The organism is Candidatus Paceibacterota bacterium, from assembly GCA_028697015.1.
Lineage (GTDB): Bacteria > Patescibacteriota > Minisyncoccia > Minisyncoccales > GWA2-38-27 > JAQVFW01.
This window is the reverse complement of the sequence record JAQVFW010000001.1, coordinates 52,676-76,842: the sequence shown is the minus strand read 5'-3', so window position 1 is coordinate 76,842 and position 24,167 is coordinate 52,676. Positions and strand designations below refer to the sequence as shown.

The window sequence follows — 24,167 nt, the reverse complement described above, 5'->3', positions numbered from 1 at the left end:
ATTATTTCACTGAATTTTTCTTTATATTCTTGATTCCGTCTTTAGTTAAAATCAAATCCTTAAAAGAAAGCAAATCTAAAACATTAAGGTCTAAAATCGGCATAATAAGTACGCCGGGAATATTTCTGCAAGCCCTGAAAACAGTTTCATTGTTTGATAAAGGAGCGACAATAACAGATTTTTCTATCTTTAGATTCTTTAGCACTTTTGCCATTTCTTTTGTTTTCGGAACAATGGAATCAAAACTGTCTATAATATAAAGAGACCTGTTCTTTGCTTTGCTTGATAAAACCATATACAAGGCCTTCTTTTTCGTTTTTTTATTAATCTTTTTTTTATAATTTCTCTCGTCTGTAGGTCCAAAAGTTACTCCTCCTCCTTTCCATATGGGAGAACGACTTGAACCATGACGAGCTCTTCCCGTGCCTTTTTGCCTCCATGGTTTTTTTCCTCCTCCTCTTGCTTCTGCCCTATCTTTTGTGTCTGCAGTATTCTGCCTTCTGTTTGAAGACTGCAAAACCATTACCTGATGGACTAAATCATCGTTCATTTCAACTTCAAAAATATCCTCTGGAAGAAGAACAGAATCTGTTTCTTTTCCTTCTATGTTGTAAACTGGATATTTCATACCTTAATAAGTGAAAGAATAGTTCCCGGTCTCCCTGGAACGGCTCCTCTTAATAATATTAAATTGTTTTCTGCATCAACTGCTTCTATTTTTAACTTTTTAACTGTTGTTTTTTCAAAACCCAATCGTCCAGGCATTTTTCTTCCTTTAACAACTCTCTGGGGAAATCTTCCTCCGGTTGAACCCATGGCTCTTTGCGTATGCTTTGTTCCATGAGTTGCCGGTTTCATTGTAAAGTTCCATCTTTTTACTACTCCCGTATATCCTTTTCCTTTTGAAAATCCTGAAACATCTACTTTGTCTCCTTTATTGAAAACGGAAACATCTATCTTATCTCCTATTTTCAATTCATTATCGCTTTTAAATTCTTTAATATGCTTAAATTCTTTTCCTTTTGCCGTCTTTTTGATTTTATTCTTTTTTTCTATTTTTAAAAAACCGACAGCAACAGCATCATAATTGTCCTTTCCTTCTTTCTTTTTAATTTGGAGCACAAAAACAGGACCTGCTTCCACAACAGTTACGGGAACTACTTTTCCGCTTTCGTCAAAAATCTGTGACATTTTTATTTTTTTTCCTAATATGAAGCTCATTGTTTTGATGCTTTTAATCAATCTTTACCCTTTAACTAAAAACCAAGGCACCGGCCTTAGGTTTTAAAAACTAGTAAGTAGTGCGATCTTTATGTCTTTATTTCAATATCAACGCCTGCCGGCAAAGTAAGGTCTGTTAAGGCATCCATTGTTTCGGGATTAAAATCGAAAATATCAATTAATCTTTTATGGACCCTAGTTTCAAATTGTTCCCTGCTATCCTTATGAACGAATGAAGACCTATTTACGGTATACTTACTAATTTCAGTTGGTAAGGGAACCGGACCTACCACTTTTCCTCCATGACGAAGAGTCGTGTCTATTATTTGCTTGGCGCAAGTATCAATTACTTTATAATCATACGCTCGAAGCTTTATCCTTAATCGTTGTTTTGTTTTTTCTTTTGCTTCAACCATTTTATAATAAAGAACATGGCCCCAAAAGCTTGATTGGGGCCTGTTTTTTTACTTAATAATCTTTGTAACAACTCCGGCGCCAACTGTTCTTCCCCCTTCTCTGATTGCAAATCTTTGCTGTTCTTCAAGGGCTACTGGAACTATTAATTTTACTTTCAAATTGACAGTATCTCCCGGCATAACCATTTCTGTTCCTTCTGGAAGAATCGCTTCTCCCGTTACATCGGTTGTTCTAATGTAAAACTGAGGTTTATACCCTGCAAAAAAGGGTGTATGCCTTCCTCCTTCTTCTTTGGTTAAAATATATACTTCAGTTTCAAACTCGGTATGAGGAGTAACTGATCCTGTTTTTGAAAGCACCTGTCCGCGTTCAATATCTTCCTTCTTAAGACCTCGAAGAAGAATACCAACGTTATCTCCTGCTCTTCCTTCATCAAGTATCTTATTAAACATCTCAACGCTTACGGCAACCGTTTTTTGAGTCGGGCGCATCCCAACAATTTCTATTTCTTCGTTTTGCTTGACAATTCCTCTTTCAATTCTTCCTGTCGCAACTGTTCCTCTTCCTTCTATTGAAAACACATCTTCAATAGCCATCAAAAAAGGTTTATCGGTATCTCTTTTTGGTTCCTTAATATAGTCGTCTAAAGCGCTGATAAGCTCCAATACCGGTTTTGCTGCCTCGTCTTCAGCAGAACCAGCTTCAAGTGCTTTTAAAGCAGACCCTCTTATAATCGGAGTTTCATCACCAGGATACTCATGTTTGTTCAAAAGCTCCCTTATTTCTGATTCAATAAGGTCAATCATCTCCGGATCGTCTACCATGTCGCATTTATTCAAGAAAACGACAAAAGAAGGCAATCCTACTTGCTTTGCAAGAAGAATATGCTCTCTTGTTTGAGGCATAGGACCGTCTGTTGCAGAGACAACTAGTATTGCTCCGTCCATCTGAGCTGCTCCCGTAATCATGTTTTTAATGTAATCGGCATGTCCAGGGCAGTCAATATGGGCATAATGCCTCTTTTCCGATTCATATTCGACATGCGCTACAGCGACAGTTATACCTCTCTCCTTTTCTTCAGGAGCGGCATCAATCTCGTTAACGCCCTTTTTTGTAACTTTCAAACCCTTCTTGTCCAAAACATTAAGAATTGCGGCAGTAAGGGTTGTTTTCCCATGGTCAACATGGCCAATAGTACCGACATTGACATGGGGCTTGGAACGTTCAAATTTTTCTTTTTCTGCCATAATATTTTATAGAGCGCAAAGTATAAAGGATTTTATAAGAAAAGGTTTCCTATGAAAATTCTTTCCTTGCGTCTGATTAAATTTTTAGTGACTTTATTTTACTGAAATTAAAATAAAAGTCAAATATTTTTTCTCTTTTACTTAATTATTTATCATTATTTTCTTCCTCCTTTAATAATCTCTTCCGCTATGCTTTGAGGAACCTCCGCATAATAATCGAATTCCATGGAGAAATTTCCTCTTCCTTCGGTTATCGACCTGAGCCCCGTGGCATAGCCGAACATTTCAGATAGCGGAACTCTGGCATGTACTATTTTCATATTTAAACGATCTTCCGTTTCTTCAATTCTTCCTCTGCGCGAAGAAAGATCTCCTATAACATCTCCAAAGAAATCCGTTGGAATAATAACTTCTATTTTCATTATAGGTTCAAGTAAAACAGGATTTGCCTTTTTGGACGCTTCTTGGAAAGCCATTGAGGCAGCAATTTTAAATGCATTTTCAGAAGAATCGACATCATGGAAAGATCCGTCATAGAGAGTAGCTTCAATGTCAACTGCCGGATAGCCAGCAAGAATTCCTCTGTCTACTGCTTCCCTTAATCCTTTTTCCACAGCCGGAATAAATTCTCTAGGTATTATTCCTCCTCTTATTTCGTCAACAAAAACAAATCCTTTTCCTCTTTCAAGCGGTTTAATTCTAATTTTAACGTGTCCATACTGTCCTCTTCCTCCTGATTGCTTGATATATTTTCCTTCCGCCTCGCTCTGAGATTTGATTGTTTCTTTATAGGCAACCTGGGGTTTTGAAACGGCACAATCAACGTTAAATTCTCTTCTCATCCTATCAACGATAATATCAAGATGAAGCTCTCCCATTCCTGAAATAAGAGTGTCTCCTGTTTCTTGATCGCTTTTTATCTTAAATGTAGGATCCTCGTCAGAAAGACGCTTTAAGGCCATTCCCATCTTTTCCTGATCGGCCTTGGTTTTCGGCTCTATTCTTATTGAAATAACAGGATCCGGAAAAACAATATTTTCAAGAAGAATCGGATCGCTTTCGTCACATATAGTGTCGCCTGTTCTTGTATTTTTTAGTCCTACTGCAGCGGCTATGTCTCCTGCGAAAACTTCTTTAACCTCTTCTCTTTCCGCAGAATGCATTCTAAGAATTCTTCCAAGCCGTTCTTTGCTTCCTGTTGCAGAGTTTAAAACGTAAGAACCGGATTCCAGGGTGCCTGAATAAACTCGAAAGAAAGACAAAGTTCCGACATAAGGGTCGGTAGCAACTTTAAAAACCAATGCAGAAAACTTTTCAGAGTCATCTGCTTTTCTTGATAATTTCTCTCCCGTTTGAGGATCTTCTCCTTCGACAGGAGGCAAATCAATTGGATTTGGAAGATAATCGCAAACAGCATCAAGTAATAATTGAACTCCTTTATTTTTTAAAGCCGAACCGCAAAAAACAGGAACAAGCCGAGAAGAAAGAACAGCTTTTCTTAATATTTTTTTCAGTTCTTCCGGTAAAATATCTTCTCCTGAAAGATATTTCTCCAAGATTGCTTCGTCTTCAGCAACTATTTTTTCAACCATTTTTTCTCTCCATGGTTTTGCTAAATTTGCAATATCCTCCTGAAGATCCTCTTTTTTTATCATTTGTTCAAAATCCCCTTCAAAAAAAACCGCCTTCATTTCTATAAGGTCAACTATTCCCTTTAATTCTTCCTCCTTTCCTATTGGCAATTGAACAGCAACAGCATTAGGAGTAAGTTTCTGATATATTGAATTTAGAGCATTTTCAAAAGAAGCACCTGTTCTGTCAAGTTTGTTTATAAAACAAATTCTGGGCACTTTAAACTTGTCTGCCTGCCTCCATACAGTTTCCGATTGCGGTTCCACCCCGGCTACTCCGTCAAAAACAACAACCGCTCCGTCAAGAACTCTCAAAGAACGCTGAACTTCAGCGGTAAAATCGATATGCCCAGGAGTATCAATAAGATTGATTCTATATTCATTTTCTTTTTTCTTTTCAAGATAGGTAGGAGTCCAAAAGCAAGTAGTTGCAGCGGAAGTTATCGTAATCCCTCTTTCTCTTTCCTGTTCCATCCAGTCCATTATAGCGGCTCCGTCGTGAACCTCGCCTATTTTATGGGAAATTCCGGTGTAAAACAAAACACGCTCGGAAACGGTTGTCTTTCCGGCGTCAATGTGGGCGATAATGCCTATGTCTCTGTATTTTCCTATTTGATACTGCCTCATATAATTAAAATATTAGAATATTTAGATATAGTAAAAGAACTTACCATGCAAAATGAGCAAAAGCCCTGTTTGCCTCAGCCATTTTATGGGTATCTGTTTTCTTTTTCGCCGCCCATCCCGTATTATTTGAAGCGTCAATAATTTCAAGAGCAAGAGCTTCTTTCATCGGCTTACCTTTTCTACTTTTTGCTCCGTTTATAATCCATCTGAAAGCCAATGCTATTTTCCTGTCGCTTTTAACCTCAACAGGAACTTGATAAGTGGCACCCCCTACTCTTTTTGACTTTACTTCAAGGATTGGAGAAACGTTATCAATAGCAAGAATAAAAATATCAAGCGGCTCTTTTTTGGTTTTTTCTTTGATAATATCAAAAGAACCATAAACAATTTTTCTTGCAATAGTTTTTTTCCCCATCCTCATTATCTGATTAATTAATTTTGAAACTTCAACACTATCGTAAAGAGAATCAGGATTTATTTGTCTTTTTTTTATTTTTCCCATTTTTCAATATTTTACTTTTTGGCTCTTTTTGCCCCGTATTTGCTTCTTCCTTGTTTTCTCTTTTCAACTCCTCCCGCATCAAGAACCCCTCTTACGACATGGTATCTTACTCCAGGAAGATCTTTTACCTTCCCTCCTCTTATAACAACAATGGAGTGTTCTTGAAGGTTATGCCCTTCTCCGGGGATAAAGGCAGTCACTTCCATTCCGTTTGTAAGACGAACTCTTGCTACTTTGCGCAAAGCGGAATTCGGCTTTCTCGGGGTAGCTGTAAACACCTTAAGGCAAACTCCTTTTTTAAAAGGAGAAGAATATTTTTTGGGCCTATTTTTTAAAGAATTAAAACCAAAAGTAAGGGCTTGCATTGTAACCTTTTTTTTCGTTTTCTTTCTTCCTTTTTTTACCAGTTGGTTTATTGTTGACATAAAATAGCGCTGAAAATTAAAACAAAAAGCGTATAACGCTCAAGTAGTTAAAAATGTAGCAGAAAATAAAAATAATGTCAAATTAAAAACTAGCTTTTCTTTGCCAATTAGTTAATAAATAAAAATTAAGGGAATCTATTTTTACAAATCATAAAAAAACTCTCTCTTTTAAAGAGATGCGAATAAAAATCAATTTTTTATTCTCTCGTATTTTCTATTTTTTCCTCTTTTACAGATTTTTCCGTTTCATGTTCTTCAAGAGTCATTAGCGTTGTATAAATCCAAAACAGAATTCCTCCGTATGCAATAAGAGAAAAAATAAGAATGATAGCAACTCCTATCTTTGTTGGCACTTCATAATATAGAATTTTTTTAAGCATATTTTATTCTTAAAAAATTACTAAACCAACACTTGAATTAACCAAAAAAAGAATCACCCAAGAAGATAGATTATTTGAGAAAAAGAAATTCCCGAAATAAGTTCAAAAATAAAAGCAATAAAAGAAAAAATAGGCCCGAGCAGAAAGAAAATTAGAAAGAGAAGAATAAAAAGGCCGTACTGGCTTAGAAAAATTTTGACATGCTCCATTGAGAGAGGAAGAAAGGTAAAAAGAATATGAGAACCGTCAAGAGGAGGAATGGGAATTAAATTAAAAATTCCAAGAACCAAATTAATATAGACAATGATTCCGAATATAAAAAGAAGATTGGGAGAAAGAGGCAAAAAGCGCATAGAAAGACCAAAAACAAGAGCTAAGGAAAAATTAGAAAAAGGGCCTGCGGCAGAAACTTTTGCGCTGCCATATTTTTGATCTTTAAAATTGTAAGGGTTAATCGGAACCGGTTTCGCCCATCCAAAAATAACTCCGCTCTGAAATAAAACAAGAAGCAAAGGGATAACAACAGAACCGATAGGATCAATATGCTTTATCGGATTTAATGTAAGACGCCCCGCATATTTTGCCGTCGGATCTCCCATATAATTTGCCATTGCTCCATGGGCAACTTCATGGATAATTACAGAAAGTATTAAAATGACAATAATAAATATCGTTTCCATTAAAATATTATATCAGAACTTGAAAATTTATCAAATATAGGTTATTGTTGAAGCGATAATTAAATTGCTTTCTTTTAAGAAAAAATAAAGGATAAAAAAATATGAAAACATGTTCAATATGCAATAAGGGCTCGGTAATGGTCCAGAAGCTGGTAAAACTTCGTGGAAAATATAATCCAACGATTAAGAAAAGAAAAAAACCAAACCTTCAATGGGTAAAGCTTCCTTCGGGTGAAAGAGTTCTTGCTTGTACTAAATGTATTAAATCTGTAGGAAAAGGAAAATAAATTTCAGCTTGTGTTAATTTATTTTATTTAAAAACGGGGCGTAGTGTAACGGTAGCACGAGTCCATGGGGTGGATTTAGTTCGAGTTCGAATCTCGGCGCCCCGAAAAAATAAAATTTAAATTTAAAAAATATGCCTATTTGGATACTATATGCGCTTTTAGCAGCGGTCTTTGCAGCTCTAGTTGCAATTTTCGGGAAAATAGGAATTGCGGGAATTGATCCCACTCTTGCAACAACAGTAAGAGCAATAATTATGGCAACATTTCTTGCCATTGTGACATTGTTATCGGGAAAATGGCAGACAGTTTCAACAATAAGCGGGAAACTTCTTTTTTTCATCGCCCTTTCAGGAATTGCCGGAGCCCTCTCGTGGCTCTTTTATTTCGTAGCGCTAAAATACGGACCGGCATCGGGAGTAGCCGCTCTTGATAGGTTGAGCGTGGTTTTCGTCGTTGTTTTTGCCGCTCTCTTTTTAGCCGAAGCTTTGACTTTAAAAGTAGCAATAGGCGCCATTCTTATAACAATAGGAGCGCTTTTTATGGTTTTTTAATTCTTTTTTACAGTTTTGTTTTCCTCAGCCGCAAGGAATTAAGAACTACCGAAAACGAAGAAAAAGCCATAGCCCCGGCGGCAATAATGGGGCCTATCATCGTAGCTAAAATTCCAAAAGCAGCTATAGGAATCGCTATTGCATTATATACATAAGCCCAAAAAAGATTCTGGCGAATTGTTTTAAATGTCATTCGACTTAATTTTATAGAATTAATCAAAGCGTTTAATTCTCCTCCTACAAGAGTAATCTCTCCCGCTTCAATTGCGATATCGGTTCCGGTACCAATAGCTATTCCCACATCTGCCTGAGTCAAGGCCGGAGCGTCGTTTATTCCGTCGCCAACCATGGCAACTTTTACCTTTCCTTCTTCTTGCAGCTTTTTTATTACATCAACTTTTTCACTAGGCAAGACCTCTGCTATAACCTCGTCAATGCCAATTTCTTTCGAAATAGCGCTTGCTGTTTTTTTATTGTCACCGGTTAACATAACAAGTTTATATCCCATATTATGAAGCTCTTTAATTGCTTCTTTGGTCTCTTTTTTCAAAGTATCAGCCACGGCAATTATTCCCAAAACTTTTTTATCATCTGCAACAAACATGGCCGTTTTCCCTTGTTCTTCTAGTTTTGAGGCAATTTCTTCAATGGAAGAAAAAGAAATATTATTCTCTTGCAATAGCATTCTTCTGCCAACTAAAATTCTCCTTCCGTTTACAAGTGCTTCAACTCCTTTGCCAAAAACCGCCTTAAAATTTTCCGTTCTTAGCAATTCAATATTTTTTTCCTTTGCTTTTTTCACAATCGCCCTGGCTAAAGGATGCTCAGAATTATTTTCCACAGAAGACGCAATTTGTAAAATATCAGAAATATTATTTCCGTTAATTTCAATAATATCAGTTACATCCGGCTGTCCCTTTGTAAGGGTTCCCGTCTTATCAAGAACAATCACTTTTGTTTTTCCCATCAGCTCAATCGCTTCTCCTCTTCTAAATAAAATTCCTTGCTTTGCCCCTCTTCCAATGCCAACAGTTAAAGCGGTAGGCGTAGCAAGGCCAAGAGCGCAAGGACAAGCGATAATAAGAACGGTAATACTTGCAACAATTGCCACATACCAATTGCCAACAAAAAGCCAAGACAAAACGGTAAAAATTGCAATTAAAAGAATTGCTGGAACAAAATAGGAAGTAACCTTGTCTGCAAATTCTTGAATAGGAATGCGGCTCCCTTGAGCCTCTTCAACCAATTTTACAACTTGGGCAAAAAAAGTGTCTTTTCCAACCTTAACTGCTTCCGCTTTTAATATCCCTTCCTGGTTAAGAGTAGAACCAATAACCTGCGATCCGGGTGTTTTTTCAACCGGCAATGATTCCCCCGTTGCCATTGACTCGTCAACAGAAGAAAGCCCTTCAATTACCTTGCCGTCAGTCGGAATTTTTTCCCCGGGCCTGATAATCATAACATCTCCCAATTTCAATTCTTCAACAGGTATTTCTTTCTCTTCTCCGTTTATTAATATTCTTGCTGTTTTGGCTTCAAGGTTTAAAAGTTCTCTTAGGGCCTCCGATGTCTTTCCTCTTGCTTTTTCTTCCAAATACCTTCCCAAAAGCTGGAAAGCCATAATGAAAGCGGCTATTTCAAAGAAAACAGGAACATCAATAAAAAAAGCAGCCACTCCGAAAAGAAAAGCTGCGGAAGTTCCCAGGGAAATAAGAACATCCATGTTGGCATAAAATTTCCTGGCTGCCTTGAAAGCGGAAACATGGGCTCTCCATCCTAAAATATACACGACAATAAAAGAAAGAACCGCCTCAATAAAAAGCTGGCCGGGAAACATTTTGCCGGAATACATCAAAATCATTGTAAACATCAAGGGAATACTTAAAACAAGAGCAAGGATTGCTCTTATTTTTGTATTTTTAACTCGTCTTCTCTCTTCTATTTCAACTTCGCTTGTCTCTTTCTCCTTAAAAACATTATACCCTTCTTTTTCTATAGCTTTTTCAATATCTGCAAGGGAATTTTCATTTGGGAAAAAAGTGAATTTTACTTTTTCATTGGCAAAATCAATTTCAGGATTTTTAACCCCTTTAAATCCCCCTAAAACCTTTTTAATTATTCCTGCACAATGAGGGCTATCCATTCCAACAACCTTTAAAACGATATTTTCTTTATTTCCATCTTCTTCTGAAAAAAAACCATAACCCAAATCCTCCGTTCTTTTCTTTAATTCCTCAGTTGAAAAATCATTTCCTTCAACAAAAAGTTTTCCACCGTTAAAATCCACCCTCGAAGAAGAAACTCCAGAAACTTTTTTGACTTCCTTTTCAATGTTTGAAGCGCAAGAGGCGCAATGCATTCCCGATATTTTAAATGTTTTTTTATTCATATAAATTATTTTTAACGATTTTAGGATTTAAAAAATTACGGTTTAAAAAATATACTTTGAGTACTTTAATATAAAATTGCCAAAAAATCGTTCTTTTATGCCACATTAAAAAAAGAATTTTTAGATATAAAACCACTTATCCATTTTGGTAATCTCTGCATTCTTCCAATTCTTTTTTAATAAAAAACTTTTTTACTGTTCTAAGGCAGGCAGAATAATAAGCAAAGCAATGATTAGAATTATCAGAAGAAAAATGGCATATGTCTGCGCGTATTTCGGATTATACATAATTTTAATTTGTTAAAAAAAGCATAAAACTGGTGTTCTTTTCGGCTTTTAAAGAATGTTTTGCGTTTTTTTCAATTGAAATAAATACTCCCGGGATCATTTTAATTTCTTCTTTTCCAAGAAAAAATATTCCTTCTCCTTCAAGCACATAAACAAAAGCTTCTTTGGAAGAGGTATGCTCTGATATTTCCGTTCTCTCTGCCATGCAAAATAGAGTAATATCCGCCTTTTCTTTTTTATATATCACCTTACTTAGAATTCCTCCCTTTGAGTATTCTATTTGTTTTTTAATATCAATATTCATTCTTTTTTTTAATTAAGATATCATTAATTCAAAATTTTCTCTATTTTTTCTTTTTCTGCAATAAGGCAAACATCATCGGATAAAGATTGTTCAGTATTGCCGATAACGTCAATCACTCCTGAAACCATTCCCATAGAACAAGAAAAAACGTATCTTCCCGGCTTTTCCACAATAAATTCTTTTATCGCCGTTCCTCCTCTTACAAGATCAATTGTCCCTTCAAATAAATCTTTAGAAATAATAGCATTAGTGCATCCACTCATACCCTCGTCTGTAATCTCCCATCTGACCGGAACTCCCGCTTTCACTATAAAATAATTCGGCTTATACTTAAAGCTCGAAACACTCATTTTTAGAACCTGCTCTTTTTCCGAAAAATTCATCTCTTCTTTTTTTTCCCATACTGATATTTTAAAACTATTAATATTAGGCATTCCCCAAATTACAAGCTGGGAATTAATGTTATAAAAAGCGAAAAACAAAACCAATATTCCGGCTATTTTTGAAAACTTCAATGATAATTGCGGATTTTGATAAAACTTTATGCTTGAAAATCCAAGCATCAAAAGAGCCGGAACCGTTCCAAGAGCGAAAAAAAACATAATTAAGAATCCCTGCAATGCGCTTCCAGATATCAAGGCAAGTCCCTGGGCCGTAATCGTAAATCCGCAAGGAAGAAAAAAAGTAGAAGCGCCCAAAAAACAGGCATGGCTTTTTACAGAACTCCTTTCACTGGTTGTAAATTTTCTAAAAAATCCTCCTTTTTTAAATTTCAAGAAGTCGGGAAATTCAAATCCCAGCATCTTTAAAGAGAAAAAAATCATCAGCAGTGAAACGATAAAAACTAAAAAAGAAGTAAAACCAAGAGATATATTAAATACATTTCCAAGCCCTCCGAGAACCGCTCCGAATAATCCATAAGACACCAATCTGCCAAAATTGAATAATACATAGGGCTGAAGTTTTTTAGAAAAAGAATTTGTTTTTGAATAGGCCTTATTCCATTGTTTGGAAAGAGACAATATCAGCCCTCCGATAAGAGCCATGCAACTTGAAACGCTAGCCACAATTCCTAGAAAAAAAACCATAAAAAGGGAATACTGTGAAGAAAAATCGGCCATTTCCATAATACCTGTTTTTTGCAAGAAAAAAAACAGAGCAATAATAACAAAAGCTACAAGAACGGCTCCTAAAAAGCTTTCCCTTTTTTCACTTTTTTCAAATGGAAGATCAGACAAAAAATAGTTATTTTCTTTTAGAATATCGTTTAGCTCTTCTTTTTTCGGTTTTTCCCCTTCGTATTTTATAAAAACCTTTCCTTCTTTTTCTGTAGCATTTGCAAAGTTAACTCCTTTAAACTTCAAAAGCTCCTTCTCAATAAAAATTTCGCAAGAAGGACAATGCATTCCCTTTATAAAATAAACTGCTTCTTTTTCTTTTTTGCTTTTTTCCATTGTTTTTAATAAATTTCCCAGCGGAAAACTCTCATAAATTCGTCTTTAATTATAACACTTAGTTCTTTGGCGTCAATTTCAAGAGGAGGAAAAACAAGAACACCGGAAATATGATGCCCGGAAATAGAAGGTCCTTGCCATTCTAACGGCTTATGCCATTTTCCATTTTCGTATTCTAAAATAGACACTTCCATTAAATCAAACTCAGGAAAGTCAAAATGGGTATCTATTTTAATATTGAATTCAAGCGGCTTATTGGATTCAAAAGACAAAGGAGTTACTTCAAATAATATATCTCCCTGAGAATCAGTTTTCCCCGGAAAAAATTGCTTTTCTGATTTTTTTGCGCTAGAAATTCCGCTTGCAGTAAAATCCAAATTAAAACTCAAAGGACCAACCCAGAAAAAGCCAAGAAAAAGAACAATAAGAGAAAGAGAAAGGGAAATTCTTCTTGTCCTAATTGTGCTATATGAAGCCATTTTTGCCAAAACACCTCCTGCAAGATTATGCTTTTCTATAATTCCAAGCATTATGGCAATTCCCATAAAATTGGAAATAATTCCCAAAAGCATAAACCATAACTGATATTCTGTAAAAAACAAAGTCATGCCAGAAATGCCTATTAAAGGAAGAATGTCCGCCAAATGGTGAAGACAGCAAGCAACCATTGAACCGGCGGAAATACCGCAAGAAGCAGAAAGGGTTTTTTTGGATGCCGTTTTCTGTTTTTCCCTGACAAAAGAAAAAAGACCAACCTGTATTCCAAAACCAATAATTAAAATTGAAATCCAATAGCGAAATAAAGAAAATTGAGAGAAAGCATGAGAGGATGATTCAAAGAAAGAAAGGATTAAAATATAAAAAGCAAAAAGCAACAGCGAAGCCAGAAAACCAATAATGACGAATTTTTTATTTTTTAGCATATTTTGTTATTTCTAAATTACAGGTCTTATATTTTCTGCACCAATCTTCACATTTTTTGGCCATTTTTTTCTCTTCATATTTAAACCCGTACTGAGGGCATTTATATAATATTTTATGTTCTTCTTTTTTCATTATTAAAACCAATTATTAATCCAATAATTATTTTCTATGTATAAAAAAATAATAACCGATAATACTAAAAATACAATCAACGAGAAACGATTTTTCGCCCTGCTTTTTAAAAAGAAAATTAAATATAATTTATTTATTTTCTTTGCAAAATTTATTATGAAGCCAAGCAATAAGATAGGCGCCGATATACGTGTAAATTACCGCTTGGAGAAGACCCGCTAAAAATCCGCCAAAAGTTATCCCCATGTCTCCTGCAAACTTTTCAACATTGACCAAGTGCATAAGCCAGCCAAAAAGACGAAGCGAAAAATCGGGCCATAAAGCAACGAAAGCAGCACAAAGAATGTAAACTAGTCCCATTACCCCGCTTGTGGCCAAAGCAAATCCTTTTTTATTAATTTGGCAATAATAACTATTGTCCATTATATAAAATAGTTAAAATATTTTTATTTCGGCCTTTACAAATTCTAAAGAAAAAAAATAAACAAACCCATTTTGAAAAACTACAATAAATCCTTTTTCTTCTCTTCAAATTCTTTTTTATCTATTTCCCCCTTTGCATACCGCTCCTTTAAAACCTCAAGCGGAGATTTTTTATTATTATCATTTTTTGGCTGTTCTGAAATCCATCTTAGAAGAGCTATAATTACTACAACTATAAAGACCCACCAAAGAACCATAAAAAACCAGCCGAAAGCACCGAAAAAACCATATTGAAAATTCATCATATTATTTTTAAATTTTAATGACAACAATCGCCTTTCGATTGCATCTTTATTATTTCCTTTTTATATTCCTCTATGCAATTATCAGAGCAAAATTTCTTACCGGAAAAGACAGGATAATCTTTTCCTTTTTTAAGTTCCATTTTGCAAATAAGGCATTTTTTCTTAAAAAAATTAAACATAAGAATATTTTTTAATAAACCATATATTCCGAAGATGCTCCTTCGTTAAGGCCATAAATGGTCCATTTTCCCGCCTTAAAACCAGGCATTCCAGGAGAGCCGGAGGGCATTCCAGGAAGAGCAATTCCGCTAAGAAGCGGCTTTTCTAAAAGCAATTTCTCTATTATGAAAGTCGGGATATGGCCTTCAACAAAATAATCTCCAACAATAGAAGTATGGCAGGACTCCATTTCCGTAGGAATCTGATATTGCTCTTTTATTGAAAGCATATCTCTTGTTTGTCTTGCATCAACTTCAAATCCGCTTTTTTTAAGATAAGATAAATATTCCGCGCAACAACCGCAGGTCTGAGAATAATAAACCGTTATTTTTTCTTTCTTTGCGTTATTCTCATTTTCCTCACTGGAAGAAAAGTTTGAAAAGAAAGAAAAACCAACAACAACTAGAACCGCAAACAATATTAAAGAAACAATCTTTGTCGTTCTTTGTTTCTTTTTTGAAAGAACAGCCATTTCCTTTCTTTGCTCTTTTGAAATATATTCTTCTTTTTCCATGTTTGTATTTTTTATATTTTTATTTTTTTTCTTTATAATTTTCGTTCGATCTTTTTTCCAACATTTCTATCGTTTTATCGGAAATGCTACAAAGAAGGCATTCTTCTTTTTTATTCTTCTCCTTTTCTTTTTTTATCTCTTTATCTTTGTTCATATGTTTATAGAATAAATATCAATATTCCAATTCCCAAAAGAAGTACCAGTAAGCCCATAATTAATCCTTCTGTTCTTTCGTTTTTTTGTCTGAAGCGGGCAATTTTGGACAATGTAAGCGGGTTTGCCGCAAAAAGAAGAAGGATAAAAAGAGGCAATACGAACATAAAGTTGTAAAGCAAAAGGTATAGGAGGCCGCTTAAATATGTTGTTTTTGAAGCAAGAAGAGCGGTAATTGCGGCGTAAATTCCTCCTGAACAGGGAATAGAACAAAGACCAACCAGAAAAGCGGCAATTATAATTCCCGACAATGTAGCTTTCTCTAATTTTGTCTTGATTTTCTCGCTTGAAAATTTAGGCATTCTCAAATGGAAGGGTAAATTTGGAAAGAAATATTCTTTCAAATGGATTAAACCCAAAAATATAAGCAGCCATGCGCCAAATTTGGCAAAAAAATGATGCTGTCCGAAAAAAGTAATTCCCGAAAGAAGACCAACACCAACAGCAAGATAAGTAAGAAAAATAACGAAAATGTAAACCAGACCCAAGAAGAAAATATTTCTAAAGGCCTTCTGCATGGTCAGTAAAAAAGCTATAAAGAAAATAAGTATAGCAATAGCGCAAGGATGGATTCCATCAAGAAAACCGGTAGTCATAACTATCGGAATCATCGTAAAAGGACTGCTGATATCAATACTTTGAAACATTATTTTGAATATTTAAGTTATTTAACGTTTGCGTATATCATCGCTTCAATCTGAGGATTAAAAGGATCATTGCTTCTGATATAAATTATTCTTTCCTGCTTTCCTCTCCCATGGGCGCCCATTGCTCCGGTATCATAAGAAATAGAAAGAATTACTTCTTCTCCCGGGTTAATTTCCTTCTTTAAAATCTCAGCAACAGTACAAAGGCAAGAAGTAGAAACCCTTCTTATTTCCAAAATCTCATCTCCGGAATTTTTTACAATAAAATCATAACTAACAACTTCTCCAAAATTAAGGTCCTTAAAATCATGTATTTTGGGAGAAATTTCAATCTTAGGGCCATTCTCGCTACTTGATTTTGAAACAGCGTTAAAATAGCCATATATGGCAACTCCAAAAGAAATAAAAACAAAAAGAATAAGAAGCTTAATTTTCAAGTTCATTTTTTAAAAAGGATTAGCATCCTCCAACCATTCCAGTACCCCCTCCCCCTTCAGATGGAGCTGAAGGAGGGGTTGTATTCTCAAAATTTTCTATATCAAGCCCTTCTGGAAAAAAGAACCTTCCGTCTTTTGTCATATAAGAGGAAAATGGACTTCCTTGAACCGATAAATTAATTTTATAAAGTCCCGATTCTTCTGAAATATCGGAAACAGAAGCCGATACTTGGCCTTGAAGCATTTTTTTATTTATAAAGTCATCAGCAATTTTTAACGCTTCATCCTGAGAAATAAACCCTCTTCCCTGTGAGGGTCCGGAAAAAAGAACTATTCCGGAAATAACAAGAGAAACAGCAATAACCGTAATTGGAAATATATTATTTTTAATTGTGTTATTCATTTTTTATTATTTTTTTATTTTTTTATAATTACTTAACATCCTCCAACCATTGATCCTCCGCTTCCGGCGGCAACTCCTCTTTCAATTCCTCTATTTTCATTAGTGGTTAAATTAATATAATCTATTTCCATGCCTTTTTCCTTCATAGCCGAAGCTTTTCGGACATGGATCTCCGGGAAGAAAAGAACTTTCCACTTGCCAACCTCAGAAAGAATTTCCTCATCTGTCATGGTTGTGTTCAAAATAAGGTATTTTGCTATTCCTCTCATTGCATAGCTATGAGCGCATCCGCAAGCCGCAGATCCGTTTTCAAATATTACCGCTTTTGCTCCGCAACAAAATTCACAGGATATTCCCCCATGTTGATTATATAATATATCAATATACCTATTTAAATTACTTCCTGAAAGTTCAGTACTTCTGTCTATTTTGGCCATTACCTCAATTGTTGCATCTGCTTGCCTTGGATTATTAACAGAAACATCGTCATAACTTATTGAAAGAGCGTTTCCATAAACAGCGGGAACTCCGGTCGGTATTATTTCAAGTAGCGCTTCATTTATTACAGCGCCCCCACTTGATTGCTGTTCTATGTTTGGAGTTTGATTTTCCTGCGATAAAACAGATTTTTCTACTTTCTCAACATTAGAAGGAGAATAGGAAATAACCCCCTTGTTAAAAGAAATAAAAAGAGTAAAAGCAATAACTAAAAACATGGATATATAAATCCATTTTTGCACTGTTTTTTCTTTTTCTCTGTTTTCTTGGCTTTCTATTTGATTATTTTCTTCATTCATATTTTTAAAAAATTAATTAATTTTATCTATTAAACATTACTATGACCTTTAAAATTTCTTCAATCATTTCCTGCTTTTTCTTTTCGTTTTTCGCTTCCATTGCAACCTTAAAGCAGGTATTAAGATGATTTTCCATAAGCATTTTATTGGCTGATTTTAAAAGGCCTATAACAGCCAAATTCTGCTGCATAATATCAATGCAGTATTGATCTTTTTCAAACATCTTAATTATTTTTGCCGTTAAACTTTCCGCTTTTTTAATGTTAATTAATGTCTTTTTCTTTTGGTTTGTCATAATATTTTATTTATACCTGTACCATAGGTATAGGTATAATAACAAATCAAAAAAAATTGTCAAATCTTTTTATATAAAAACTAATCCGGTAAAAATTCTATTATGCGCGCATAGGCGTTCAAGCTATGAGCAACAGAATCGCTTCTAACATGTCTGTACTCCTTACTCCAATAGACAGACCCAATAATATCTTTAATTTGCGTATTTTCTTTTGAATAAGTATGTCCAATAATCCAATCTATTACGTCTGTTACGGAATCTTTATATATTGAACAACTGTCTCCTTTTTCTTTAAGACAAAACCTGTAAACTTCCGTTAAAACTTCAGCTATCCATCCGTTTCCGCTTGATGAATAAGCTGTTTTATAACGTCCGAAATCAGATGGATTTTTTTCACTTTTTATCTGGTCTTCCAATATTTTTCCGCTGTGCCTGAAAATTATCTCTTTATAATAGTTGTCAAAAGAGATGTTGTAAAAATCCATCAAAGACATAACAACCCAAGAATTTGATATTGAATTTACCGTTCTGTAATCATCTACTATAAATTCTCCATTTGCCTTTTCTATTTTATCTGCAAAACGATCTGCTATCTTTTTTGCCCCTTCATAATATCTTTCATCCTTTGTTATTTTATACAATCTTGAAAACGCCGATAGAACCTGACCCTGATAAAGAAACGACTCTTTTGAGCCAAAAAGCCATTTTCCATTTTCATATCTTACGTAGGGCCTTACTGTGCCATTTTCATTTTGCATTGTTAAAAGCCAGTTTCCGGAAAGTACTGCCGAATTCAAATATTTTTCTTCTTTTGTGTATTCGTAAAGGCGCAAAAGAGTGAAAATCGTTTTTGAGTTTGTCCCAACAACATATCTTAATTCTCTTCCTTGATTATCGACATAAAAATAATCTGTAAATTTTTCCCCCTTGCTGTTTATGGTTTTTTTCTTTATTTTACTGCCAAAATCAAGGTTCTTTTCGTCAAAAAAATAAGAATAAACAAATGATCCATAGCGCTTGTCTTCTTTGTCTAAATTTTGCATTCTCAAAAGAAAATCTCCCCAGCTTGAAAGCTTTTCCAGTGTTTTTTTGTCTTTATCAAATTCGTGAATAAAAAGAAAACTGTAAACAATTGAAGCAGAATAAGTAGTATGAAGACGATCTTCGGTTTTTTCTTCCTCAAAAGGAAGATAATATTTATAAAAGCCGTTTTCTTCTTCATTTTCTATTTGCAATAAAAATTCCTTGCCTTGCTTAATTTTTTCTTCAATAAAACTCTTAGTTATTTCATATTCTCCTACCGCTGGGCTTTCAAAATTAACTTTAAAATTATTAAAGTATATCCAGAAAAAAAGGGTAAAAAAAACAACTATAAAAACAGAAATTATTATTTTATTTTTTGAAAAATTTGGCATAATAATTAAATAATTTTGGCTATAAAGTTGTTAACCACCGGATATATATTAAATATTTTATTATCATGAAGCGGCAAAATTCTTATATTTTCATTTTCCTTCACCCATGAAATAAAATCTCTATTTTTCTTTATATTATAATAAGTGCCTATTGGATTACCGTCGCAATTGTCGATTAAATAACATTCGTCCCCCGTAATAACATATTCTATATTATTATGCTTAAAAAGAACAATAGAAGATCCAATTGTATGTCCTCCTATTTTTTTAATTTCGAAAAAATTATACAAATTGTAATAATCATCAAATAAAACTAATTTATCGTTATTCTCAAAAAAATTCAAAAGTTTTTTATCTTTTGAATTTTTTTTGAAATGCTCTAATTCTTCTCTTTGAATATATATTTTAGCATTCTTAAATTTGTCAGCATTGCCTATGTGGTCAAAGTGACTATGAGTTAAAATTAGATCTGTTACTTTGTCAGAATTAATATTTAAAAAAGAGAGTAAATAAAGCGGATCCTTATAATCTATTGCTAACGATTCTACAAGCGCTTCATTATTAAATCCCGTATCTATTAGTATAATTTTGTTTTTATATTTAATAACATAAAACATCCAGGAAAAAGGTAAGGGTTTTCCAAACTTATCTTCATAATAAATATTTTTTGAATGATAAAAGGAATCACCGTATTTTATTCCATAAACTTCTATTTTTTTATTGTTTAAAAAAAATAAAACAACACTAAATGTAAACAAAAAAATTAAAAGCAACAAATAAAATATTTTCTTATATTTTTTCTTTAACATGTAGTTCTAGTATTGAAAGAATAATGGTCGCCAAAACATAACAAAGAATACCTATTATAATTACCGAAAAATAACCAATTTTTATGCCAAGATACAAAGTAAGAGGAACTGCAAAACAAGAGACAACAGCATCAATTGCGTAAAAATAATAAACTTTTTCTTTCGATTCTATTTTCTTGATAAAATTCAATCCTTTAGGAAAATAAAATCCCATTAAAAATCCAGTAGCTAAAACAAAAGATACACTTAAAAAATTTATAAGAGAAGAATGAATATTAAAAAAATAAAATGAATTAGGAAGAATAGCAGCAATTAAAGACGTTGATATTAGAAATATTATAATATTTTTTAAATTAAATTTTTCTGAAAAATATCCTCCAATGCCAGAAAATAATAGCAAAAAGCCCAAAACAAATATAAACGACAAAGATGGTGATATAAAAATATTTTGATAGACTTGGAATAAAATTATTTGAATAGAGAAAAAAGCAAAAGCGACTAAAATATGGTACATATTTAATGCCATGTTTAACTTTCTTTTTTCAGATCTAATCAAAGGAATTGTAAAGATAATCCAAAGAACCAATGTAAGAATACCAATATCTTTTAGTAAGTTATTTAATTTTGGCGTTTTTAATGTTGATTGAGTTAAAAAGGGCCTATTATTCGTTACTACTGAAGAATCAAAATTTTCCTCTTGAAGAGAACTAAAATTATTTGATTCTATCATTGCAAATAAATCTAAAAATTCTTTTGAAAGCTCTTCATTTTTGTAACCATTAAAATATTGCAAGTTAAATTGATCGCGAAGATTCTGTCTTTGAATCCACGGATCAACCCATTCTTTTTTAATCGGATTTTTGAAAACAGCTATTCCTGTAAAATAAAAAAGCTTATATTTTTCAAATTTCTTATTTTCATACATCCATGACCAAATTACAAAGTGATTTGAAGGATTTTCAGCGCCTTCTTTTTTTAAAGCATGCCAAATAGTATTAATTTCTCTATATAATGCTAATTTTGATTCCAATGTTTCCGGTCTCTCTTCAATCATAAGGTATCCCTCCTCGCTCAAACTATTAAAAATATTTCTATAATTTTCAATTGTATGCAAATAATCCGGAGGCCCTTGATGAGAAATATTTCTGTAAGGATGAACATTCATCATTGTTATCATATCAAACTTTTCATTATTGGACTTTAAAAAAGAAATTCCATTTCCCAGAATTGGCGTAAAATTTAAATAAGCCCTTCCGCTTTCTTCAAAAAAATCTTCTTTCATTATTTTAATAATGCTTGGATTTATTTCAACTGAGGTTATTTTTTCCAAAGGAGTAATTTTTCTTATTGTAGGAATAATTCCCTGGGCGGCAGAACCTATGATTAAAATTTCTGGTTCTTCTTTTACCCCATACAAGAAACGAATATCAAGAGTAGGCCATTCCTTGTTTTTATTACTTGAATAGTCATCTTTTGTAGATAGTATTTTTTTATGAAAAATATCATTTGGCCACCCTTCATACGAAACAGTATACGAGCTAGAGTTAAGAGAAGTAATTTGAGTAATATCTATTCTTCCTACTAAATTATCATAGCTTTTAATTAATTCTACATTTCTGCAAAATATTTTAGCCGTTCCTTCCGGCGACTTTTCTATACCATTGCAGTTAATTAAGTTAAAAAGATTATATTTATCAAATAATACTTGATTATAAAACAAGCTTGAACCCAAAATTAAAAATAATAATAAAATAAAAATTATTATTTTTTCATACTTTAGTTTTTGGAAAGAAATATCAATTAAGGCAACCAGAGGAATAATAAGCAAAATCAAAAAAAATATTGATTCAGAAAAAAGAAAAAAATAAAGAAAAAAAACAAAAAACACCCCAAATAATCCGCCCACCATATCTAATAAATATATCTGCCCGATTTTCTCTTCAGCATAAATTTTAGAAATATAAACGGATGGAAATAAAAAACAAAAGAAAAAAACAAAATTTGTAATTCCCCCAGAAGGAAAAAAAATCGTTTTAAAAGCAACCAAATATAAAGAAAGAACTGTTCCTAAAGAACAAATGGCAAATAAATATTTTTCTGGAATTTTAATTCTACCTGAAATAAATGCTCCTAAGCCAATTCCCAAAACCGTATATGAAATTATCAAAACTGCATTAAGATAATCATAAATATAGTTTAAAACATGGAAAAAAACAGTTTCCAAGATAAAAACAATCAGAGAAAAATAAACAATTTTCAGAAATATAAAAGATTTTGCGCGCATTATTGCCAATTAAAAATTATATTAATTAAGCAGGTTAAGACAAAAATAAAAAAGTTCATCTAAAGTTTGTGATTTTATCTTAAAATTGAACCTTCTTTTTATTTTTCCTTCTTTATCGAAAATGACATTTTCAAGTTTTTAAAAAAGATATCCGTTTTTCTCAGATAAAAAGCAATTTAAAAAATAGTTATTTATAATTCCTTCCTTTTTTTATTATAATTAAATGGAAATTTCTATCAAATATGATATCTTCTACTGTAAACAATTTAACATTAAAATCTCTTTTTCGGAATTACAAGCAAAAATTATTACCACTCCTATAAAAAAACAAAAAAAATACTTTTGAATATTTTTTAAATAATTTTAAAAACTACAAATAGTCGAATTTTTTTATCAGAGCCCTAAAAAGGACTTGAGTTAAAAATATTTTTAACTCAAGTCCAAAAATAAAAAACTCTATTTATAAAAAACCATTAATTAATACTTCCCGCTTCATAAAGAGACGCTGCTTCCTCTTGGCTGCCTGCCTCTACCCATTTTCCATCAACATTAGCATACCATTGGCCTTCGTATAGAAGTTGATTAGTAAATCCGTTTCTGCTTGCGTAGTTCATAACTTGAGCTTCTCTTTGGCTGCCTGCTTCTGTCCATTTTCCATCAACATTAGCATACCATTGGCCACTATATAAAAGCTGACGAGTGAATCCGTTTCTGCTTGCGTAGTTCATAACTTGAGCTTCTCTTTGGCTGCCTGCTCTTACCCATTTTCCATCAACATTAGCATACCATTGGCCTTCGTATAAAAGCTGACGAGTGAATCCGTTTCTGCTTGCGTAGTTCATAACTTGAGCTTCTCTTTGGCTGCCTGCCTCTACCCATTTTCCATCAACATTAGCATACCATTGGCCTTCGTATAGAAATTGACGAGTGAATCCTTTTTCTCCTGCATAATCTTCCACTTTTTTCATTTGCTCTTTAATAAGATCAATTTCTTCTGTTTTTGCCATTTCCTTACTTGAGAGAATTATCCAAAATCCTCCGACAATAACTAAAAATATTACGTTAAATATAACTATTGCTTTTACGCTATTATTTGACATTTTTTTGTTTTTTTAAATTTTTCTCCTCGACCTTTTGAAGAACTCTTTTTTTTATGTTTATTATAACAAAGCAAAATAAAAATTTTAGAAAAAAGCTTTTAAGAAAATAATCTTTCTTTTATTATAACAAAGCAATATATTCTTGGCAATAATATTTGAATAAATATTAAAATCCGCCAAGATTAGATATTTCTCTTGCAGCCATCATTTGAACTTTTTCCATTGCTTCATTTAGGCAATCTTTTAAAATAACTTCCTGTCTTTCCTTATCAAGAGAAGGATTGATCTTTATTTCTTTTATTTTTAAATTACCGCCAACAATAACGCTTACTCCTTCTTTTTCATGAGCAATTTCCCTATTCTCCAGCGCTTTTTGAATATCTCTTGCTTTTTTAAGTTGTTTTAATTTATCAAACATAATTTATTTATTTAAAGGATTAACGCAATTTTCTTCTTCAAAACACTCTTTTATTTTTTCTTCCATTTCTTCTCCTATTTCTTGATTAAAACCTATAAAATATTTATCTCCTATAAAAGTGGCCGGAACACTTCCTCTCATATTTAATGAAACATCAAATTTTTCCAATAAGCTTAAAAAAATACCGGAATTTTTATTTGCCTCAAGTTTCAAAAAATTTATACTCTCATATTTTTCTTCCATTTCTTCTATCCATATTGACTCAGCTGCACAATAAGAACATCCTTGAACCCAAAAATAATAAATATTAACTGCGCTTTCTTCTATTTGCAAATTACTATTACTATTTTTGGAATTATAAAAAACAATGCCGAAAAAAACCAGCAAGATAATAAAGACGTAAATAATAATTTGTTTTTTTGATTCCAT

General features: G+C 33.0%; 31 protein-coding genes and 1 tRNA gene. 3 read left to right on the top strand and 29 right to left on the bottom strand.

Annotation, left to right across the window (positions count from 1 at the left end):
- Position 1: 1 nt before the first annotated feature.
- The 9 genes from rplD to PHH50_00405 form a co-directional block, all read right to left on the bottom strand.
- Positions 2-628: a 50S ribosomal protein L4 gene (rplD, locus tag PHH50_00445; GenBank protein MDD3728784.1), complete on the bottom strand. Its 627-nt coding sequence runs from the start codon at positions 626-628 to the stop codon at positions 2-4.
- A complete protein-coding gene (rplC, locus tag PHH50_00440) occupies positions 625-1,221 on the bottom strand; it encodes a 50S ribosomal protein L3 (GenBank protein ID MDD3728783.1) in 597 nt (198 codons plus the stop codon). Before rplC ends, rplD begins: the two co-directional genes overlap by 4 nt.
- A gap of 89 nt (positions 1,222-1,310) precedes the next feature.
- Positions 1,311-1,637: a 30S ribosomal protein S10 gene (gene rpsJ, locus PHH50_00435; protein MDD3728782.1), complete on the bottom strand. Its 327-nt coding sequence runs from the start codon at positions 1,635-1,637 to the stop codon at positions 1,311-1,313.
- Between the two features lie 48 nt (positions 1,638-1,685).
- Positions 1,686-2,885 (bottom strand): elongation factor Tu, encoded by a 1,200-nt coding sequence (tuf, locus tag PHH50_00430; GenBank protein MDD3728781.1) that lies wholly within the window; start codon positions 2,883-2,885, stop codon positions 1,686-1,688.
- A gap of 155 nt (positions 2,886-3,040) precedes the next feature.
- Positions 3,041-5,143 carry an elongation factor G gene (gene fusA / locus PHH50_00425; protein ID MDD3728780.1) on the bottom strand — a complete coding sequence of 701 codons (2,103 nt, stop codon included), beginning with the start codon at positions 5,141-5,143 and terminating at the stop codon, positions 3,041-3,043.
- 40 nt (positions 5,144-5,183) lie between these two features.
- The gene (rpsG, locus tag PHH50_00420; protein ID MDD3728779.1) at positions 5,184-5,645 is read right to left on the bottom strand and encodes a 30S ribosomal protein S7; all 462 of its coding nucleotides are present in this window, start codon (positions 5,643-5,645) and stop codon (positions 5,184-5,186) included.
- An 11-nt stretch (positions 5,646-5,656) separates the two neighbouring features.
- Positions 5,657-6,070 carry a 30S ribosomal protein S12 gene (gene rpsL / locus PHH50_00415; protein MDD3728778.1) on the bottom strand — a complete coding sequence of 138 codons (414 nt, stop codon included), beginning with the start codon at positions 6,068-6,070 and terminating at the stop codon, positions 5,657-5,659.
- A gap of 197 nt (positions 6,071-6,267) precedes the next feature.
- Entirely contained in the window at positions 6,268-6,450 is a 183-nt protein-coding gene (locus PHH50_00410) for a hypothetical protein (protein ID MDD3728777.1), read from the bottom strand.
- A gap of 53 nt (positions 6,451-6,503) precedes the next feature.
- Positions 6,504-7,130: a site-2 protease family protein gene (locus tag PHH50_00405; GenBank protein ID MDD3728776.1), complete on the bottom strand. Its 627-nt coding sequence runs from the start codon at positions 7,128-7,130 to the stop codon at positions 6,504-6,506.
- 101 nt (positions 7,131-7,231) lie between these two features.
- On the opposite strand from PHH50_00405, the gene PHH50_00400 reads away from it, so the two are divergent.
- From PHH50_00400 to PHH50_00390, 3 genes are all read left to right on the top strand, one after another.
- On the top strand, positions 7,232-7,417 hold the full coding sequence (locus PHH50_00400; protein MDD3728775.1) for a L28 family ribosomal protein: 186 nt from the start codon (positions 7,232-7,234) through the stop codon (positions 7,415-7,417).
- Positions 7,418-7,451: 34 nt separating this feature from the next.
- Positions 7,452-7,522, top strand: a tRNA-Pro gene (locus tag PHH50_00395).
- A 26-nt stretch (positions 7,523-7,548) separates the two neighbouring features.
- Positions 7,549-7,968 (top strand): EamA family transporter, encoded by a 420-nt coding sequence (locus PHH50_00390; GenBank protein MDD3728774.1) that lies wholly within the window; start codon positions 7,549-7,551, stop codon positions 7,966-7,968.
- Positions 7,969-7,975: 7 nt separating this feature from the next.
- Here the strand turns inward: PHH50_00390 and PHH50_00385 are convergent, their stop codons facing one another.
- From PHH50_00385 to PHH50_00290, 20 genes are all read right to left on the bottom strand, one after another.
- A complete protein-coding gene (locus PHH50_00385; protein MDD3728773.1) occupies positions 7,976-10,357 on the bottom strand; it encodes a heavy metal translocating P-type ATPase in 2,382 nt (793 codons plus the stop codon).
- 292 nt (positions 10,358-10,649) lie between these two features.
- Positions 10,650-10,949 carry a cupin domain-containing protein gene (locus PHH50_00380; GenBank protein MDD3728772.1) on the bottom strand — a complete coding sequence of 100 codons (300 nt, stop codon included), beginning with the start codon at positions 10,947-10,949 and terminating at the stop codon, positions 10,650-10,652.
- A 23-nt stretch (positions 10,950-10,972) separates the two neighbouring features.
- Positions 10,973-12,403, bottom strand: coding sequence for a sulfite exporter TauE/SafE family protein (locus tag PHH50_00375; GenBank protein MDD3728771.1), 1,431 nt, complete (start codon positions 12,401-12,403; stop codon positions 10,973-10,975).
- A 5-nt stretch (positions 12,404-12,408) separates the two neighbouring features.
- Positions 12,409-13,326 carry a hypothetical protein gene (locus PHH50_00370; protein ID MDD3728770.1) on the bottom strand — a complete coding sequence of 306 codons (918 nt, stop codon included), beginning with the start codon at positions 13,324-13,326 and terminating at the stop codon, positions 12,409-12,411.
- Positions 13,313-13,459, bottom strand: coding sequence for a hypothetical protein (locus PHH50_00365; GenBank protein ID MDD3728769.1), 147 nt, complete (start codon positions 13,457-13,459; stop codon positions 13,313-13,315). Before PHH50_00365 ends, PHH50_00370 begins: the two co-directional genes overlap by 14 nt.
- Positions 13,460-13,588: 129 nt before the next feature.
- Positions 13,589-13,882 (bottom strand): DUF5676 family membrane protein, encoded by a 294-nt coding sequence (locus PHH50_00360; GenBank protein MDD3728768.1) that lies wholly within the window; start codon positions 13,880-13,882, stop codon positions 13,589-13,591.
- 80 nt (positions 13,883-13,962) lie between these two features.
- Complete coding sequence (locus PHH50_00355) at positions 13,963-14,187, bottom strand: SHOCT domain-containing protein (GenBank protein MDD3728767.1); 225 nt, start codon at positions 14,185-14,187, stop codon at positions 13,963-13,965.
- 190 nt (positions 14,188-14,377) lie between these two features.
- Positions 14,378-14,920 (bottom strand): DUF411 domain-containing protein, encoded by a 543-nt coding sequence (locus PHH50_00350; GenBank protein ID MDD3728766.1) that lies wholly within the window; start codon positions 14,918-14,920, stop codon positions 14,378-14,380.
- Between the two features lie 19 nt (positions 14,921-14,939).
- A complete protein-coding gene (locus PHH50_00345; protein ID MDD3728765.1) occupies positions 14,940-15,074 on the bottom strand; it encodes a hypothetical protein in 135 nt (44 codons plus the stop codon).
- A 4-nt stretch (positions 15,075-15,078) separates the two neighbouring features.
- Positions 15,079-15,780: a GAP family protein gene (locus PHH50_00340; GenBank protein MDD3728764.1), complete on the bottom strand. Its 702-nt coding sequence runs from the start codon at positions 15,778-15,780 to the stop codon at positions 15,079-15,081.
- 17 nt (positions 15,781-15,797) lie between these two features.
- Entirely contained in the window at positions 15,798-16,223 is a 426-nt protein-coding gene (locus PHH50_00335) for a DUF1573 domain-containing protein (protein ID MDD3728763.1), read from the bottom strand.
- A 13-nt stretch (positions 16,224-16,236) separates the two neighbouring features.
- Complete coding sequence (locus PHH50_00330; protein ID MDD3728762.1) at positions 16,237-16,620, bottom strand: hypothetical protein; 384 nt, start codon at positions 16,618-16,620, stop codon at positions 16,237-16,239.
- A gap of 32 nt (positions 16,621-16,652) precedes the next feature.
- Positions 16,653-17,417 (bottom strand): hypothetical protein, encoded by a 765-nt coding sequence (locus PHH50_00325; GenBank protein MDD3728761.1) that lies wholly within the window; start codon positions 17,415-17,417, stop codon positions 16,653-16,655.
- Between the two features lie 22 nt (positions 17,418-17,439).
- Positions 17,440-17,712 (bottom strand): metal-sensing transcriptional repressor, encoded by a 273-nt coding sequence (locus PHH50_00320; GenBank protein ID MDD3728760.1) that lies wholly within the window; start codon positions 17,710-17,712, stop codon positions 17,440-17,442.
- Between the two features lie 80 nt (positions 17,713-17,792).
- Entirely contained in the window at positions 17,793-19,127 is a 1,335-nt protein-coding gene (locus PHH50_00315) for a glycoside hydrolase family 76 protein (protein ID MDD3728759.1), read from the bottom strand.
- A gap of 5 nt (positions 19,128-19,132) precedes the next feature.
- Complete coding sequence (locus PHH50_00310) at positions 19,133-19,936, bottom strand: MBL fold metallo-hydrolase (GenBank protein MDD3728758.1); 804 nt, start codon at positions 19,934-19,936, stop codon at positions 19,133-19,135.
- Positions 19,917-22,220 carry a hypothetical protein gene (locus PHH50_00305; protein MDD3728757.1) on the bottom strand — a complete coding sequence of 768 codons (2,304 nt, stop codon included), beginning with the start codon at positions 22,218-22,220 and terminating at the stop codon, positions 19,917-19,919. The genes PHH50_00310 and PHH50_00305 overlap by 20 nt, the downstream gene beginning before the upstream one ends.
- A 473-nt stretch (positions 22,221-22,693) precedes the next feature.
- Positions 22,694-23,320, bottom strand: coding sequence for a hypothetical protein (locus PHH50_00300; protein MDD3728756.1), 627 nt, complete (start codon positions 23,318-23,320; stop codon positions 22,694-22,696).
- Positions 23,321-23,486: 166 nt separating this feature from the next.
- Positions 23,487-23,738 (bottom strand): YbaB/EbfC family nucleoid-associated protein, encoded by a 252-nt coding sequence (locus PHH50_00295; protein MDD3728755.1) that lies wholly within the window; start codon positions 23,736-23,738, stop codon positions 23,487-23,489.
- 3 nt (positions 23,739-23,741) lie between these two features.
- Entirely contained in the window at positions 23,742-24,167 is a 426-nt protein-coding gene (locus tag PHH50_00290; protein ID MDD3728754.1) for a hypothetical protein, read from the bottom strand.

Coding starts and splice junctions, on each gene's coding strand:
- PHH50_00335 (MDD3728763.1), bottom strand. CDS start 16,223: ATGAACTTGAAAATTAAGCTTCTTATTCTTTTTGTTTTTATTTCTTTT.
- PHH50_00300 (MDD3728756.1), bottom strand. CDS start 23,320: ATGTCAAATAATAGCGTAAAAGCAATAGTTATATTTAACGTAATATTT.
- PHH50_00290 (MDD3728754.1), bottom strand. CDS start 24,167: ATGGAATCAAAAAAACAAATTATTATTTACGTCTTTATTATCTTGCTG.
- PHH50_00325 (MDD3728761.1), bottom strand. CDS start 17,417: ATGAATGAAGAAAATAATCAAATAGAAAGCCAAGAAAACAGAGAAAAA.
- rpsG (MDD3728779.1), bottom strand. CDS start 5,645: ATGGGAAAAATAAAAAAAAGACAAATAAATCCTGATTCTCTTTACGAT.
- PHH50_00410 (MDD3728777.1), bottom strand. CDS start 6,450: ATGCTTAAAAAAATTCTATATTATGAAGTGCCAACAAAGATAGGAGTT.
- tuf (MDD3728781.1), bottom strand. CDS start 2,885: ATGGCAGAAAAAGAAAAATTTGAACGTTCCAAGCCCCATGTCAATGTC.
- rpsL (MDD3728778.1), bottom strand. CDS start 6,070: ATGTCAACAATAAACCAACTGGTAAAAAAAGGAAGAAAGAAAACGAAA.
- PHH50_00375 (MDD3728771.1), bottom strand. CDS start 12,403: ATGGAAAAAAGCAAAAAAGAAAAAGAAGCAGTTTATTTTATAAAGGGA.
- rpsJ (MDD3728782.1), bottom strand. CDS start 1,637: ATGGTTGAAGCAAAAGAAAAAACAAAACAACGATTAAGGATAAAGCTT.
- PHH50_00400 (MDD3728775.1), top strand. CDS start 7,232: ATGAAAACATGTTCAATATGCAATAAGGGCTCGGTAATGGTCCAGAAG.
- PHH50_00345 (MDD3728765.1), bottom strand. CDS start 15,074: ATGAACAAAGATAAAGAGATAAAAAAAGAAAAGGAGAAGAATAAAAAA.
- PHH50_00340 (MDD3728764.1), bottom strand. CDS start 15,780: ATGTTTCAAAGTATTGATATCAGCAGTCCTTTTACGATGATTCCGATA.
- PHH50_00310 (MDD3728758.1), bottom strand. CDS start 19,936: ATGTTAAAGAAAAAATATAAGAAAATATTTTATTTGTTGCTTTTAATT.
- PHH50_00330 (MDD3728762.1), bottom strand. CDS start 16,620: ATGAATAACACAATTAAAAATAATATATTTCCAATTACGGTTATTGCT.
- PHH50_00405 (MDD3728776.1), bottom strand. CDS start 7,130: ATGGAAACGATATTTATTATTGTCATTTTAATACTTTCTGTAATTATC.
- PHH50_00320 (MDD3728760.1), bottom strand. CDS start 17,712: ATGACAAACCAAAAGAAAAAGACATTAATTAACATTAAAAAAGCGGAA.
- fusA (MDD3728780.1), bottom strand. CDS start 5,143: ATGAGGCAGTATCAAATAGGAAAATACAGAGACATAGGCATTATCGCC.
- rplD (MDD3728784.1), bottom strand. CDS start 628: ATGAAATATCCAGTTTACAACATAGAAGGAAAAGAAACAGATTCTGTT.
- PHH50_00295 (MDD3728755.1), bottom strand. CDS start 23,738: ATGTTTGATAAATTAAAACAACTTAAAAAAGCAAGAGATATTCAAAAA.
- PHH50_00365 (MDD3728769.1), bottom strand. CDS start 13,459: ATGAAAAAAGAAGAACATAAAATATTATATAAATGCCCTCAGTACGGG.
- PHH50_00350 (MDD3728766.1), bottom strand. CDS start 14,920: ATGGAAAAAGAAGAATATATTTCAAAAGAGCAAAGAAAGGAAATGGCT.
- PHH50_00360 (MDD3728768.1), bottom strand. CDS start 13,882: ATGGACAATAGTTATTATTGCCAAATTAATAAAAAAGGATTTGCTTTG.
- PHH50_00385 (MDD3728773.1), bottom strand. CDS start 10,357: ATGAATAAAAAAACATTTAAAATATCGGGAATGCATTGCGCCTCTTGC.
- PHH50_00305 (MDD3728757.1), bottom strand. CDS start 22,220: ATGCGCGCAAAATCTTTTATATTTCTGAAAATTGTTTATTTTTCTCTG.
- PHH50_00315 (MDD3728759.1), bottom strand. CDS start 19,127: ATGCCAAATTTTTCAAAAAATAAAATAATAATTTCTGTTTTTATAGTT.
- PHH50_00390 (MDD3728774.1), top strand. CDS start 7,549: ATGCCTATTTGGATACTATATGCGCTTTTAGCAGCGGTCTTTGCAGCT.
- PHH50_00370 (MDD3728770.1), bottom strand. CDS start 13,326: ATGCTAAAAAATAAAAAATTCGTCATTATTGGTTTTCTGGCTTCGCTG.
- PHH50_00355 (MDD3728767.1), bottom strand. CDS start 14,187: ATGATGAATTTTCAATATGGTTTTTTCGGTGCTTTCGGCTGGTTTTTT.
- rplC (MDD3728783.1), bottom strand. CDS start 1,221: ATGAGCTTCATATTAGGAAAAAAAATAAAAATGTCACAGATTTTTGAC.
- PHH50_00380 (MDD3728772.1), bottom strand. CDS start 10,949: ATGAATATTGATATTAAAAAACAAATAGAATACTCAAAGGGAGGAATT.